Genomic DNA, 15,572 nt, shown 5'->3' with positions numbered 1-15,572 from the left:
CCAATCACTAAATATTACTCACAAAACATTAATCATTAACCATTAATCATTTTTTTCCATATTCCGGGTCTATCCTTCTGTCTGCAAAAATGGTGACAACAACCGTGGCGAAACAGCATATCATTACCAACCAGAAGAAGTCCGTATATCCGATAGCCTCCTGGATATATCCCGCAAACATACCTGGTATCATCATGCTTAGTGCCATGAATGCGGTACAGATGGCATAGTGGGATGTTTTGAATTCACCTTCGGAGAAGTACATCATGTAGAGCATGTAGGCCGTGAAACCGAAGCCGTAGCCAAATTGCTCGATGGCGATGGCGGTTGAGATAGCAAACAGATTGTCGGGCTGGGCAATGGCAAGATAGACAAACGTCAGGCATGGCAGAGTCATGCATCCTGCCATCCACCAGATGGATTTTTTCAAGCCAATGCGTGATGCGAACAATCCTCCGAGGATACCGCCCAGGGTGAGGAATATGACTCCGATGGTGCCGTATACGATACCTACTTCTGCTGTCGATAGTTCCAGACCTCCCGATTCTTTGGAGGCAACCAGGAAAGGCATACACATTTTGATGAGGAATGCTTCAGGCAGGCGGTACAGCAACATGAACACGATGGCCAGCAATGCGCCCGGTTTGGTAAAATAGGTGGCGAATGTTCGTCCGAATTCTCTGAATATAGCTCCTGCAGTGGCGGCATCGGCAGCCAGTGTTGACTTATCTGAGGTGGGTTTGGGGACTGCAAAGAGGTGATAGAACGTCACCAGGCTGAACAGAACGGCTGTAACCAGCATCGTGATGGTCCATGACAGCGGAATGTTTTCGGTTCTTAGTTCGATGGCGCCGGCAATGGCTACGAGCACGCCTTGTCCGAAGATAGAGGCGAGCCGGTAAAACGTGCTTCGGATGCCAACGAAGGCTGCCTGGTCACTCTGTTTCAGTGCCAGCATGTAGAAGCCGTCGGCGGCAATGTCGTGTGTGGCAGAGGCAAAAGCCGTGATGATGAACAGCATCAGCGTGATGCTGAACATGCTGATGGGGGTTGTTCCGGCCGCCATAGTCGCCTCGTCCGGCCGTGGAATGGACAGCGTCAGCAGGATGAATGCCACAGACATCAGAATCTGCATGGAAAGGGTCCACCATCTTTTGGTCTTGATGATGTCGACAAACGGGCTCCAGAAGGGTTTGATAGTCCATGGCAGATAGAGCAGGCTTGTGAACAAGGCCATTTCTCCGTTCGGTACGCCCATTTTGGTAAACATCATCACGGAGATGTTGTTTACGATAAAATATGGAATGCCTTGTGCAAAGTACAAGGTGGGTACCCATGCCCATGGCGATATGTTTTTTGTATGGTTCATGATATTGATTTATTGTGTTCTATTCGATTATTCATACAGCTTGTCAATGCTGGCACCTATATAGTAGTGCAGCAGTATTGCATCATACTTATACCCTTGCTCGCCCATCACGGCTGCACCTATTTGGCAAAGTCCCACACCATGCCCCCAACCGGCGCCGGTGAGGATGAAGCGTCCGGGAATGCCTTCGGCGGACAACTCCTCTTTGTCTACCACGAAGGCAGAGCTGTAGAGGTGTGAAGTGGAGAGCGTGCGGCGGATTTCCAGTTCCTTGCCGATGGTGAGTGTGCGTTTGGTTCCCACAATCTTCAGTTTCCAGAGGCGTCCGCTGGTTCCGCGGGCTATGGGGATAAGGTCGATGATTTGTCCGTAGTCAATGCCTGAACGTTTCAGAATGAGGGCTGAAAGCTCTTCCTGGGTATATTCCACTTTCCAGCGATAGAAGTCCGTAGTCTCCTGGTCATAGTTATTGAGTACCTGCGAGAGGATTTTCTTGTCGGTGGTGTTGCAGAATGCTTCGGGGGAGGTACGAATCCAGCGGTCCGCTTCGACTTCCTGCGTCAAATCGGGCAGTGTGGCGTGCGTTTTGCTGTCTCGCTGTTGGGCAAGATAGGGGTATTTGATGTCTTCCCAGCAGTATTGGAACTCCTCGAAAGCACCGCCGCAGCATTTGGAGAAACGGGCGTCGCAAATCTTACCATCAGATGTCAGTACCTGGCCGCGGGTAGCGGAGATGGCTTGTTTCACAATATCGGTAGAGGCACGTGTAATGCCCTGGTAGCGTTGACAATGGTCGTCGGCGCATACATCGAAACGTGTGTGGTCTTCTCGGTCGTACCAGCGAATCAGCTCTTCGTCGGTCTGCGTAAAGGCCGAGTAGTTAGCTTGGGCTTCGGTGATTTCCTTATTCTTTTGTATTTGTGCCAGTAGCCAGCTTCGGGAGATGACAGCGTGTGCCTTGAGCAGCTCCAGAGAAGCGGTGGCACTCATCTCGGAGGAGATGACGCTGGTCAGATAATCTTCTACATGGATGACGTTGATGCCGGTGAGCTTTCCATTCTCAACGATGATTTTGAGAGCACCCAGAAAACGCTGGTCTTCCTTGCGCTCCCAATGGAAATTGATGCCGATGGTAACGTCCAATAGTTCGAAGGCATCGGTCTGCTCGTGTTGCGGTTCAAACAGCAGTTCGTCATACCGGCGTCCATTCCAGAGAATCTTGCCTTCGTCGTAGGTCACTACCTGCTTGCCGCTGACTTCCGTTCCGTCCATGCGATACGGATTCAGCAAAACGAATTCTATCTGCGGTTCAAACAGAATGCCTACTTGTACTTTGGGCTCTTTCATAATGGTATTTCTTTAAAATTAGAGTTCTTGGATTTCAGAAGTCATATTTTTTCCCTGATACGCTGCCGTACCTTGTGGAAATCTGTGGCAGAGAGGCATACTTCACTTAATATCTGCGCCACGTCTTCCGCAGTGATTTTCAAGAAATCCTTTTCTACGGGGGTGATAAAGACACCTCCCAAGTCGACGGATGCCGGGCTGCTCAACAGATTGGCTTCTCCTTCGGCAGTATAGCAGGCGGGGCGGTGTTTCTCGCGCGGGAAGACAAAGACCACCCAACGGTCGGCCTCGTATAGGACCAGTACGTTCATCATCGGCTCGTCTTCTTCGGGTTTCACGTCCAGAGAACGGTAAATGATGTCGAACAAGTCTGCCGCGTCCTCTTTGGAGGTGGATTCAATCACAAGTGTGGCACGGGGAGCGTCGTCAAGATACCACAGTGCTGCTTTCCTATAATCGGCTATTTTCCCGGCAGTCTGTCCGCGCCAGTCCTTTTCAATAGGCATGAACCCTTTGTTTCCTGCCTGGAAATGAGCATGGTCGGGGGCGGAAGCACCACATTTGGGACCGTTGTAGAAGATGGTGTAATCCGTCAGCGCCTCGGCCAGCTCCAGCATGTCGGTGAAGCGGGTGGCTATGCGTTGAGGGGTATGTGCCAGTTCCGGTACTGTCAGGTGGCGGGGGAAGATGGGGAACGGATTCACCAGAATATTGTAGTGTCCTCCGAACGGGATACCTTTCTGTACCGGCGGCAAATTGGCCGGGCACAGAAAGCATTTCCGTTCCAGGATGGACTTGGCATCCACTTTGGCACCGGAGGAAACGATGCGTGCGGGGTTGAACTGTACCTTATAAAGTATCCCGTTTACATTCAGCTCTTTCACCCGCACACCGGAGAGGGCGGCATAGTTGTTGCGTGCCGTCTCCCAGGATGCCAATTGTCCAGTCAGAAGATGGTGTATCGTTTGATTCATATCACTTGTTTTTGTTCATCGCTATGCGTGCCTGAAGTTCCCAGGTACGGATGCGGTCTTTGTAGAGGTTGTGTCCGTTCATTTTCACGATGTCCAGTGAGGCATCGGAGTTGTCGTCCCAGCGGCGGCAGAGGTAGACCACGTCGTACACGCGTCCTATCTGGTACTGGCGGGAGAAGTTCAGTCCCAGTGCATAGTCTTCGCCATAGCTGGTATTGGGTACTTTCACTTCGCGCAGTACCGGGGTATAGAAGGCGCGCGGGGCACCCAGACCGTTGATGCGGAGGGCGTTGTTGCGTCCGTTTGCCGGAGTCCATTCCTTGTGGTCGATGATGCCCGGAGCAATCATGTTCATGTTGAAGTCCGTCATCATATAGGTGCCTACCACCATGGCGCAGTTCTGTTCGTAGAAGGCGCGTACCATGATGGCGAGTGTGTTTTCGTCTTTGTATACGTCATCGCTGTCCAGCTGCACGGCAAACTTGCCACACTTGGGGTGGTGTACACCTACATTCCAGCAACCGCCGATACCGAGGTCGTTGCGTTCGGGGACGATATGGATGAGGCGTTCGTCGTCCTTGAATTCGTCGATGGCCTCCGTTGTGCCGTCTGTGGAGTGGTTGTCGATGATGATAAGATTATATTTGAAGTCTGTCTTCTGCATCAGTACCGACTTGATGGCATCGCGGATGGTACGGATACGGTTGCGCACCGGAATGATGACGGAGGCCTCATATTCGAAGTTACCGGCAGAGAACTCAATCTTCTTGAACTCCGGTGCCAGATATCCCCCGATTTCTTTCAGATGTTCGGTACATGCCTGCTCCATCTCAATCTGGCGGTCACGGTTTTTGGGGTCTACATAGTCGAAAATCTTTTCGCCGCTCTTGCGGGTATCGTTTTCCACCTCGCTGTATAAGTATTCGTTGATATGTACCAAGTCTGAATGTTGGCTCAATTTCAAGCGCAGGTCGTAAAGTCCGGCGAAGTTGTAGTCAGACTTCATGTGTCCGGCGGCTTCCTTTAGTTTTTCGGTGTTGAAAAGGAGCAGGGAGCCAAAGTTGAAGTCATCCCTCAAGGAACCGAATTGGTAGTCGATTACCGGAGCGTTGCTCTGCTTGCCGTCTGCTATTTGGTAGTGGTCGGCATATACCATACCGGCGCTTGAATCTTCAAGGATGTGTATCATACGTTCCAGTGCAAACATACCCATTTCGAGCGTAGTCTCTTTGGTATAAAGCAATGTGTATTCTCCCTTGGCTGCATTAGCAATAGCTTTGAGAGTTGCACTGCTGTAGGGCATGTCAACAAACAATATTTCGCAGTCCGGGAGCGATTCCAGAGTGGCATCGGTCGTGATTAACCGGATTTCTTCTATAAGTCCTGTCGCCTGTAGGCTATTCACTGTTTTTTCTACTTGTTCTTTTCCTGCGTAGGGAAGAAAGCAACTGATTTTATTCATGATATATCTTTTAATTTTTAATTCTCAATTTTTAATTCTCAGAAGTCCCACTTCCCCGCTGGTTGCCGTGAATAGAACTTCGTGGCCGTTCAACGGAACTACGGTACTGATGAGTGAATTTCCTATTTTATGTTTCCACAGTACTTTGCCTGTTTTTCCTTCCAGTGCGAAGATAAGTCCTTCTTTGGTACTGCCAAACATTACCCCCTCTTTTTCCACTTGCATGGAGGGGGCATGCTCATAACCGAAACCTACATTGGTTGCCCACAACTCCCGCGGAGTATCTCCTTGAGCTGCATAGCAAACAATGCTGTCGTTCATCGTTTTGCTATAGATACGTTCACCGTCTTCGGAAAGTCCGATGGTCTCGCGCACCATGGACTGGAAGGTGCGCCACACGGTATTGCCCGTATGGATGTCTATAGCGGTCATGGCGCGTTGCGGGTCGGTAATGAATACTTTACCGTCGGCAGCTACCGGCCATACGGCGGCAGGAGAGAAGTGCATGCGGGTCAGTCCGCCCGTCCATTTCCACAACTCACGTCCGTCAGTCTTGTTCAAGGCATACAGTGTATTGTCCCATGCGCCGAAGATGACCTTGTCTTCCGTCACCAACGGCTTGGTTTCGATGTAGCCCTTCACGCCGGTGTAGGTCCAGATTACTTTTCCTGTATGGATGTCTGTGGCGCGGAAAGTGGCATCACTGGCACCGATGTAGGCGGTACCGTCTGCGATGGTCACGGCTCCGAGTACCGGTTCGGCAGCTCTTACCGTCCAGAGCAGGTTGCCGTCTTTGGCATTCAATCCGTAGATGTGGCGGTCGGCAGACCCGAATACAACGATACCTTCGCTTACGGCCGGAGTACCGACAATACGTTTGCCGGATTCAAAGCTCCATAGCTTTTTGCCGTTTTTCAGGGCGTAGGCTGTCAGCCGTCCCATATCGTCTCCTACGAACACTTTATCTTTTTCTACGGCGGGCGAGCAGTAAATGCCTGCACCCGTCTGTACCATCCATTGTTCCTTTACTTTCAGATATTCCTTGTTGACCGAGAAGTCGGGATATTTCTCCGCTTTTCCATTGCGGTCGTAATATTGCCCGGCCAGCGAGAAGGCAGCCCATTGCTTCTTAGGCTCGCCGATACGTTGCGTGTATACACGGATGGAGTCTTTGGTTACTTCGTAAATGCCATAACCCGGTTTTCCTTCTTTGTCGCGCAGGTTGCTGCGCATCAGTACGCCCGGAATGCCGTCATAACGTAAATCCCGGTTGCTGTGATAATGCCCGCCGATAAACAGGCGCACGTTGTAAGGGCGGACGGCATCCGTCACCTCATACCAGTTGTCCACATCCCCGTCCATTAGCGGGTAGTGGGTGACAAGTATCACCGGTTTGTCTTTGCCATTTTTCTCCATTTCCTCCGTCATCCAACGGATATCTTGCGGCACTACATGCCCGTAGGCCATACGCATCAGCGGACCGGAGTTGAAGCCGAGGAAAAGGAATCCCTTATGCTCGAACTCGAAGCGTTCGCCGCCAAAGATTTCTCCGAAAGCGGTGCAGCCGGAGTCGCTCCATTTCGTTTCATGGTTGCCAAGGGCTACGTGGTAGGGTACTTTCAGCAAGTCAAGGCACGATTTCACTTTTTCCATGGTGGCACGGTCGCCTTCTTCGGTCAGGTCGCCCGTCACCAGGACAAAGTCGATACTGTCGGTGGCATTAATCTGTGCTATGGAACGCAGCAAGTCCTCAGTGGGATTCGGATTGTTCGGGGTCAGATGAATGTCTGTCAGTTGGGCAAAACGGAATGTCCCTTGCTGTGCCTGCATCCCCAGGGGGAGCAGGCAAGCCATCAGGACAATTATTAACAGTCTTCTGTTCATAGATGATGATTGGTTGATATTATTTGTTGTCGTTGAAGAATGTCAGCACAGCATTCATGAGTGCCTCTCTTTCAGAATCAGTACGTATGGATTCAAAAGGGAATCCCAATACAAAAGTCTTGTAGTCGCCCTGGTAGGCCACACCGGCACTCAGGTTGTTTTCAGAATACCGCATTACGGTGTGTGCATCTTTGGTTGCCGGTTCAATGGCGTCCGGTGATTCCACCACATACGAATCGGCATTCAGCTCATTGTGATAGGTATAGTTTCCTGAAAGGGCGGGGAACGGAGAAGCTACGCTTTTCACCTTACCCATTGTAGCCGCTTGTCCCACACGCCACTTATATTTCAGTACTTCCATCGCAAATTTCTTGTCGGCTTCGTCGGCAGTTGCAAGGCGGTTGTCCCATAAATCCGTTCCTACAAAAGCGCCCGAAACAAAGATATTTCCACCTTGCTTACAATAAGCCACAATAGCCTCCTGCATCGGTTTGCTGAAAGTCTTGAACTCCAACGGTTTTACGCCTCCCCGTCCCATCTTGGTCTGGCATTGCTTCCCAAGTATCAAGTCCACATACCTATACTCCCTCATATCCACTGGAGTATTCTTCTCTCCCTTTCCTACGGGGGAGAGACTTTCATTACTAACCGATACAAACGAATATCCCGCTTTCAGGATAGCGGCACCATGTATGGCAGGATAATCGAACGTATTTCCTGCAATCACTTGAGTTTCGTAGTTCCCATAGCTGTCGCCGAAACCGGAGGCATCGTCGTCCATCCAGGGAATGGAACGGCGGTATTCCTTCATCTTGCCAATGTAGCTGATGTCCCGGATATAGGGGACCCCGTGGTCCTGCTCATCCAGAAATCCGGCAAGGAGGGTGTCGGCGGGGGTGGGTGCCGTAAAGTCGGCAGGGGCACTGATACGGTCGAATCCGTTTATCACCAATACGGTACCTTTGGAATTGAACGCCCGTCCGGCAGAAAGAATTTCGGAAGGGAAACTTTCACCGCCCTTGTTGACAGCGGTAACCTTGTAGCTGCACACCATGCCGGCGGGGAGTGTGGTGCGGTAACTGTTGCCGTCCACCAATACTCCGTTGTCGAAATCTCCGTCGCCGATGCGGGTATAGACAATGTATTTCTCTGCTATGGCAGTCGGTTCCAACGCATCCGCTACGGGTCGCCAGGTCAGTTCCACTTCATTTTCACCGGTCATGCGCAGGGCCATGTGGTCTACCGGTAGCGGTTGCACTACATAATCCATGTGGTATTGTGAGCAGAGGAACTGCAACATACCTTTATAGATGGCGCGGCTTACGGTGAAACGGAAACGTGGGTCCAGTCCGTAGCGCATGTCTGCAAAGTTTTGATGGGAAAGCAGTTCGAGCAGCATGGTAGGTACGCGGGGTACACGGGCCTCATAGTAAGATTGGTTCCATTTGCCACGGCGTGTCCATTGAGGTTCGTAGAGGGTACGCACGTCACGCACGATGTTGGACTGAATCAAGTCTGTCAGGTCGTGGCTCAGATAGCGTGATGCTCCGTTAGCGAACTTCTCATTGTAGGCGTTGGTATAGTAGATGCCGAGTGTCCCGATGATGGAATCGTTCAGTGTAGTTCCTGCATCGGAGTGGAAGGCGAAGGCCATGTTGACGGGGATGTTCAGCCCTCTCTCCGTCGGATTCACGGCAGAGCCTCCGGAAAGGTAGTTCACCCAGATACCACGGCATTTGTAGTCGTCGGTATAGTCGTTCTTTCCGTTGCTTTCTGAATATACGCTGTCCGGTATGCCTGCCCATTGCAGCCAGTAGCGGGCGGCTTCGCAGAAACGGGGATAGTTAGATAGTTGATAATTGATAGTGGACAATGGAGAATAGGTTACACGGTCTTGGATGTTGCCTGTATGGGTGTTTTGCAGGTTGCGGGTGTCGGAGCTTTTCAGGTTTTCCGTAGCGCCCTCGTTGGAGATGCGGCGGGCGATGTTCCCCATACCGCCGCCAATCTTCACGGCGTCGGCGGTGATGATTCTTCCTACTTTGGAGGAAAGGTTGCTCAGAACGACTTTGCATTCATTGTTCCGACCGGCATTGAAGCCGAAGGTGCCGAGGTAAATCCAGGTGCCGCCTCCCATTTGCTGGTTTACCTTGAACTGCGTGGTGCCGCCTTTGTGATAGACGGTGTAAAGGGCATCGTCCGCGCTGTTTGGCAAGGTTTGGTAAGAGACGTATACGGCGTATTGTCCGGTCGAAGGGATTTCGGGAATCCATTCGGCGGTGCTTGCGTTTCCTTTCTTGATGGTTTCTATAGCGCGGTAAGTGCCTTCCTTGAAAGGATTCTCAAAGTCTATGTATTGGGGGCGCAGGTGGGCGAAGCCTTGTCCTGCTCCCTGGCTCCAGAGCTTGTCACCGGAATTTTCTGTATAGACGGAACGGCCGGTCAGGCAACCGTCATTGTCTACGATGACTTCTGCCGTCTGGCAATCGCGTTCGCGGGGAAGCAGCACGTTGGCACCGGCATTTTCCAGCATCGGCACGAGGAAAGGCAATACGTAGCTTTGGGTGTAGAGGTCTTCCACGGTCTGGAAGATACGTGCACGCTGCCATTCCCAACGGTCGAGTTTCGGCTCGTAGTACCAGCCGTGGCTTTGCCATAGGGCGATGTGCCGGTTCTGCAAGCCGTTGGTAGGGGTGTAGGGGGCGGAAATGTCGGTAACTAAAGGCTTGGAAGCGACGGGATTGAATGTCTTCGTCTTTTTGTCTTTTTTACTACGCAGGACTTGGGGAACCAGTTCTTCGATGCTGCGCTTGTTGGTACGGATTTGCAGCTTGTATTTGGTAAACTCCGCCGGTAGCAGGGCACTTACGCCCTGGTATATTTCGGCTACATTGTCCTCGCGGAAAGGAATATAGGCACAGTTCATGTTGGCAAACAGTTGCAGCGTATTTCCTTCCACGGCCACTGAGTCGATGCTGATACGTCCTACGGAAACTTCTTTCCGTGCGGTGGTATCCAGGAATTTCCCGATTTCCTGGCGGACATCCGTCGGAAGTTCTTGCGCACCTCCCCATTGGGGGAAGAGGGAGGCGGCAAGCAAACTTAGTAAAAACTGACGTCTTACGTTCATAGATGATGTATTAAGTTAATTGTTCTTTTTATCTTTCCTAATCAACAGACAGAGACCGATGAAAGTGAACAGTGCATTGAAAATCAGCAACTCGTAGCTGAATTGATAACCTCCGAACCAGGCTTCGGAATTTTTCTGCAGAATGAAGCAGAGAACCGGGGAGGCGATGGCAACCAGCGGGATGTACTTGTCACGCACTTGTTGTTTCATGAAGATGCCGAAAGCAAACAGACCCAAGATAGGACCGTAGGTATAGCTTGCCAGGATATATACAGCATCGATGACACTGGTGTTGTTCAGAAGATTGAATACGAAAATGGTGATTCCCATAACAACCGCCATGCCGATGTGCACTTTCTTGCGCATCTTCACAACCGTCTCTTCCGACTTGCCTTTCGTTCCCAGAATGTCTACGGTGAAGGAAGTGGTCAGCGCGGTGAGTGCCGAGCCTGCGGCTGAATAGGCAGAAGAAATCAGGCCGATGATGAACAGTATGCCCACAATGGCAGGGAAATAGTTGCCGGTGGCAATCAGCGGGAACAGTTCGTCACTCTTCTCCACCGCAATCTGCTGGTTGGCGGCAAAGATGTAGAGCAGCACGCCCAGCATCAGGAAAAGCAGGATGACGAAGAACTGCGAAATGACACTGGTAATCATGTTCTTCTGTGAGTCCTTGAAGTTCTTGCAGCTCAGGTTGCGCTGCATCATGTCTTGATCCAGCCCGGTCATGGCAATCATGGTGAAGGCACCGGCGAGGAACTGCTTGAAGAAGTACTGCTTGCTGTTCACATCGTCGAAGAAGAAGATGCGGGACATGTCACTGTCGGCAATGGTGCTTACCATACCGGTAAATGACAGATTGAGGTCGGAAGCGATATACCAGATGCAGAGTACGACCGACACCACCAAGCAGAATGTCTTCAGAGAGTCTGTCCAGATAAGAGACTTTACGCCACCCTGGAAAGTGTACAACCAGACCAGTGCCACCGTGATGGCCACGTTCAGCAGGAAAGGCAGTCCGAAAGGTTCGAATACCAGCAGTTGCAGCGTCAGGCATACGAGGAACAGACGGACAGCGGCACCGAGCATTTTGGAGATGAAGAAGAACCAGGCACCCGTGCGGTAGGAAGACATGCCGAAACGGTTCTCCAGATATTCGTAGATGGATACCAGGTTCATTTTGTAGAATAGCGGTACCAGCAGATAGGCTATGATGAGCTGTCCGGCAATGAAGCCCAACACCATTTGCAGATAGCCGAAGCTGCTGGCGGCAACCATGCCGGGTACAGATACATAGGTCACACCTGAAATGGCGGAACCGACCATGGCGAACGCCACGACATACCAGGATGACTTGCGGTTACCTACAAAGAAGCCGGCGTTGTCTGCCTTCCTTCCTGCAATATAGGATACCGTGAACAGTATCGCGAAGTAGGCGGCTATGGTGATGATTACGGATAGTGGAGTCATGAGGTTATTTACGATTTTATGATTTACGATTTTATGATTTACGATTTACGATTGAAATTACTTCTTTTGATGATATGTACGACTTTGATTATCCTATGTACGCTCTGACGTTCTCTTCCAATTCACGTTCATTTTTTTATCGTAAATCGTAAATCGTCAAATCGTACATCCCTTTATTCTTCGTAGAGCAGATAGGGCTTGCGCTGTACCTTGAATTTCTCTACGTCGTCTTTCCATCTTGCCTTGATTTCTTCGGCGCTCTTCCCTTCCTTTATCATTTTGCGCACGTAGTCGGTGCCTATCAACAGTTCGAAGAAGGAACGGAAGAAGTGATCGTCCATGTTCAGATTCCGGTAAGCGTCTATCACGTAACTCAAGTCAATACCGCGTTTCCAGATTTCCTCGTCGCTCATGTTGCTCAGGTTCACGCCGTGGCAAAGCTTGCCCAGCTGGGGCGGATTCTTGGCTCCGGGAACACTGCGCGGGGTGAAGCTGTAGCTGTAGCCCGTCATGTTGGGATGCCCGTAGACCTGGAAGGGGAGGTCGGTTCCTCTTCCCAGACTGACCGGAGTGGCCTCGAAATAGCAGGTCGAGGGGTACAGATAGATGGACTTCATGTTCGGCAGATTGGGGGACGGGGGAATCGGCAGCTTGTATAGTGTCTGGTGCGTATAGTTCTTGCAGGGAATGACGGTCAGGTCGCAAGTGCGTGACGCCGGCAACCAGCGTTCGCCGTTTACCATCAGGCCCAGTTCGCCCAGCGTCATGCCGTGCACCACGGGAATCGGCAGCCAACCTACACCGGATTTATATTTCATGTCCAGTATCGGGCCGTCCACGTAGTGTCCGTTCGGATTGGGGCGGTCCAGTATCAGCACCTTGCGGTTGTATTCTGCACAAGCGTCCATCAGCCGGCACATAGAGGCATAATAAGTATAGAATCTCAGGCCTACATCCTGGATGTCTACCACAAGGATATCGAACTTGCGCATGGATGCTTCGCTTGGTTTTCCGGATTTCCCGTCGTACAGCGAGAGGATAGGTACTCCGGTCTTCTTGTCTACCGAGCTGGACACGTGTTCGCCTGCGTCGGCATCTCCTCTGAAACCGTGTTCAGGGGAGAAAATGGCTACTACATTGAACTTGTTTTCCAGCAGAATATCCAACAGATGCTTGTCTCCTATCATTCCTGTATGATTGGAGAATATGGCAATTCGTTTATCTTTTAGGATTGGAAAATACTCGGAAGTCTGTTCATCACCTAAAATAATTCGTTCTTCTTGTGCCCGGCACAGTAAAGAACTACATAGCACAAAGGCTAAAAGCAGCAGTTTCTTCATAATAGTATTATTAAGGAGGACGTTGTTTGCAACAAAGATACGTTTTATTTTAATATCAAAAACACTTATTTGGGTATTTTTAGTATTATCAATCATAATTTGCAAATAGTCAACTGTTCACCTTATTAATAATGGTTGAACTGCATCAACTGCGTACGGAAATACTTTTTATAAAAAGAGTGAGGGCCAAGTTTGCCCTCACTTTGGTACAATCGGTGGGAGTGCCGGCTCATTCTTCTATTCTTACCAGATGATAAAGTGTTCCCCGGTTCGATTTCTTGTTGAGGATGTCCAGCTTGCGGAGCGTGCGCCCGAAAGCTGCTATCCGGTTGATGGCCAACTTATCCCTCGTTTTCTGTTGCAGGTCGTTGAAAATCTGCATGGCTGTGAGCCATTCGCCTTCTTCGCTCTCCTCCGCGCCACGGAAATGGCAAAGGAAAAGTTCTTCCAATGGGTCTACCCGCTCGAATTCCCGGTTGTACTCCTTTACGATTGCTTCGTCAGTGTCGTCCAGCCAGTAGCGTTCACCCTTCATGATGTCGTGCATGGCTTGGGCATAGAGCTGGCGATAATTGATAGTGACGTTTGTCTGGATAGGGCCGGTCACTTCGATGCAAATGAAACGGCGGCTTCCCGACGGGTCGGTCAGCAGGTCTTTCAGATTGCTGGTCCCGATGAAGGAGGCATAGCGGCGCATTTCCTGAATAGTGCTACCGTAGGGCTTTCGCAGGTTGGCAACCGGTTTTTGCAGGAGGTGCTTCAAGAAGCCTTGCTGATTGGCGTTTATCTGGTCGAATTCGTCGATGTTAATCAGAAAAAAGCGGCCAAGGCTGCGCTCCGCTTCCTGCTTGCTCTTGAAGTCGATACTGTCGGTGTAGCCGAAACGCAGCTCCGGTGGCAATAGGATGCGGCAGAAAGTACTTTTGCGGTAACCTTGCGGACCTACGAGCAGGGGCGAGGTGTTGTTGCCGTGCTGTTTGTCGATTCCCCGCCAATGTGCCACCATGCCAAGAAACCACCGGTAGAACAGTTCCCTCCAGTGGGGATTGTGGCAGGGCACGAGGTCGGCCAATGCGCGGATGCGGTCTTTGCCGTCCCAGCGTCCGGTGTTATAGAGATATTCTTCGATGGGGTTGTATAGCGGCACGTAGTCCGAAGACAGGAAGCGGGTGATGTCGCGGTCCCACACACGTACTCCCTCTTTCAGTACCTTCATGGCGATGCTGCTGCGTACGCGCTGGTCGGCAGGCTGGAAGTAGAAGTGGATGGAGTCGCGCTGCCGGTATTCCAAGTCGCCAAGCACGGTGTTGTAGCGGAATTCGTAGCGGCGTTTCATGAACTCCTCCAGCCGGAAAGCAGTTTCCTGGTCTTTGTTCAGGCTGCTGCGGGTGCCGAAGCCTTTCAATTCCCCGTAAAGGTTATGCAGCGTCAGGCGTACAAGGGGTTCGTCTGCCTCCCGGTAGTAGTGCATCAGTGTCTGGCGCACCGCTTCTTCTTCAGGAATGCCGGCTTTGAAGCAATGTTCGGCAAGGCGGGACAGCAGCGGGCGCAGGTCGTCGCCCCGTCGCCAGTTGTCCAAATCGCGGAAGGCGCGGTCGAGGGCGGCCTCGAAGAGCAGGTTGCATGTGTCCGCCACTTCGTAGCCGGGAGTCATTCTCAGCAACGGATTGCTTTCCTGCTGTTTCCGTTGGCGGTAGTTGTCTTCCGAGGGCAGGGCGCAGGGCTGTTCCAGGCAGAAGGCCACGGCAGTGGGGCTATAATAGGGCTGTTCGTCCACGGTCATCCGGCAGCTTTGTAGGAGTGAAGGAGCCCGGAGGGTGATGGGGAAAGGGAGAAGGGGTTGGTAGCACTTCACTGCCAGGCGGTAGGCGTGGGCGTGGAATAAGGCGATATCGTCTTCATTCTTTGGAAGCCCTCCGTCGGGCAGGGTGAAGCGTACCCATATTTTGGCGCTTCGTCCGCTGGAGCCACAGAAGGCGGCAAAGGTTTGCGGCAGCAGGGCGGCTTGTTGTTTCACCAGTTCGGCTTCGGCCACCCCGGCCAGGTTGTTTACTTCCAGTAGTACCAGCCCGTTGTAAGTCTTTATCCGGTGTTCTCCTGCTTTGGTGCGGGTCATTTCTACGGCGGGATAGAGACGCGGCAGTCTGTCGATATGCTCATATCGGGCGTTGGTCCCTTTCAAATGCGGGATGATGCTACGCAGCTCCGTAATGTATCCGGTCTTGTTCTCGGTTTTCAGCTTTTCCATCAACATGTCCGTTTCTTGTGTGCTGACGGCCTCTTTTCCGCTTTCGCGTTCCTCTCTGATCAGTGTGATTTTCATTCTTTATCGTGTATGTAATATTCTTGTAAAGATACGCCGGGAAAGGGGTGGATACAAGCTTTTCAAGGATTATTTTCCGATTGGCTTCTTTTTTGGGGTGGAATGTCTATATGTTTCTTTTATAAAAGGTGTTCGTTTCTTTGCTTATCCCCATAGTTTTGTCTACTTTTACACCAGAGTTTATGAACAGTCCACTAAAGTGGTCTTTCTTGTTCATATTAGTGAACGGAGCAGCTCACTACAGTGAACGGTTCTGCTCACGGGCTGGGCTGT

The 15,572-nt window shown here is 51.2% G+C and carries 9 protein-coding genes; all 9 read right to left on the bottom strand.

The features are described from left to right. Positions 1–46 precede the first annotated feature (46 nt). A complete protein-coding gene (locus DW800_RS10415) occupies positions 47–1,369 on the bottom strand; it encodes an MFS transporter (RefSeq protein WP_005824972.1) in 1,323 nt (440 codons plus the stop codon). Positions 1,370–1,396: 27 nt separating this feature from the next. Beyond that, positions 1,397–2,716 carry a SpoIID/LytB domain-containing protein gene (locus DW800_RS10410; RefSeq protein WP_005834675.1) on the bottom strand — a complete coding sequence of 440 codons (1,320 nt, stop codon included), beginning with the start codon at positions 2,714–2,716 and terminating at the stop codon, positions 1,397–1,399. Between the two features lie 41 nt (positions 2,717–2,757). Then, on the bottom strand, positions 2,758–3,690 hold the full coding sequence (locus tag DW800_RS10405; protein ID WP_005824968.1) for a DUF4922 domain-containing protein: 933 nt from the start codon (positions 3,688–3,690) through the stop codon (positions 2,758–2,760). Position 3,691: 1 nt separating this feature from the next. After that, positions 3,692–5,152 (bottom strand): glycosyltransferase family 2 protein, encoded by a 1,461-nt coding sequence (locus DW800_RS10400; protein ID WP_009037755.1) that lies wholly within the window; start codon positions 5,150–5,152, stop codon positions 3,692–3,694. A gap of 24 nt (positions 5,153–5,176) precedes the next feature. Beyond that, on the bottom strand, positions 5,177–7,036 hold the full coding sequence (locus DW800_RS10395) for a PQQ-binding-like beta-propeller repeat protein (protein ID WP_008662787.1): 1,860 nt from the start codon (positions 7,034–7,036) through the stop codon (positions 5,177–5,179). 19 nt (positions 7,037–7,055) lie between these two features. Then, entirely contained in the window at positions 7,056–10,166 is a 3,111-nt protein-coding gene (locus DW800_RS10390; protein ID WP_008662789.1) for a xanthan lyase, read from the bottom strand. A gap of 15 nt (positions 10,167–10,181) precedes the next feature. After that, positions 10,182–11,636, bottom strand: a complete 1,455-nt coding sequence (locus tag DW800_RS10385) for a sodium:solute symporter (protein ID WP_008662791.1) — start codon at positions 11,634–11,636, stop codon at positions 10,182–10,184. A 173-nt stretch (positions 11,637–11,809) separates the two neighbouring features. Continuing rightward, positions 11,810–12,976, bottom strand: a complete 1,167-nt coding sequence (locus DW800_RS10380; protein ID WP_117600247.1) for an exo-beta-N-acetylmuramidase NamZ domain-containing protein — start codon at positions 12,974–12,976, stop codon at positions 11,810–11,812. Positions 12,977–13,205: 229 nt separating this feature from the next. Beyond that, positions 13,206–15,299 carry a BT4734/BF3469 family protein gene (locus tag DW800_RS10370; protein WP_117600248.1) on the bottom strand — a complete coding sequence of 698 codons (2,094 nt, stop codon included), beginning with the start codon at positions 15,297–15,299 and terminating at the stop codon, positions 13,206–13,208. Positions 15,300–15,572: the final 273 nt, after the last annotated feature.

Origin of the sequence: Bacteroides sp. AM32-11AC (assembly GCF_003603515.1) — a bacterium.
Taxonomy (GTDB): Bacteria; Bacteroidota; Bacteroidia; order Bacteroidales; family Bacteroidaceae; genus Bacteroides; species Bacteroides uniformis.
Note: the sequence above shows the minus strand (reverse complement) of the source record. Positions and strands in the feature narration are given on the sequence as shown.

Bases quoted from the DNA above. Each gene is read 5' to 3' on its own strand.
- DW800_RS10415 (WP_005824972.1), bottom strand. From the start codon at position 1,369: ATGAACCATACAAAAAACATATCGCCATGGGCATGGGTACCCACCTTG.
- DW800_RS10410 (WP_005834675.1), bottom strand. From the start codon at position 2,716: ATGAAAGAGCCCAAAGTACAAGTAGGCATTCTGTTTGAACCGCAGATA.
- DW800_RS10405 (WP_005824968.1), bottom strand. From the start codon at position 3,690: ATGAATCAAACGATACACCATCTTCTGACTGGACAATTGGCATCCTGG.
- DW800_RS10400 (WP_009037755.1), bottom strand. From the start codon at position 5,152: ATGAATAAAATCAGTTGCTTTCTTCCCTACGCAGGAAAAGAACAAGTA.
- DW800_RS10395 (WP_008662787.1), bottom strand. From the start codon at position 7,036: ATGAACAGAAGACTGTTAATAATTGTCCTGATGGCTTGCCTGCTCCCC.
- DW800_RS10390 (WP_008662789.1), bottom strand. From the start codon at position 10,166: ATGAACGTAAGACGTCAGTTTTTACTAAGTTTGCTTGCCGCCTCCCTC.
- DW800_RS10385 (WP_008662791.1), bottom strand. From the start codon at position 11,636: ATGACTCCACTATCCGTAATCATCACCATAGCCGCCTACTTCGCGATA.
- DW800_RS10380 (WP_117600247.1), bottom strand. From the start codon at position 12,976: ATGAAGAAACTGCTGCTTTTAGCCTTTGTGCTATGTAGTTCTTTACTG.
- DW800_RS10370 (WP_117600248.1), bottom strand. From the start codon at position 15,299: ATGAAAATCACACTGATCAGAGAGGAACGCGAAAGCGGAAAAGAGGCC.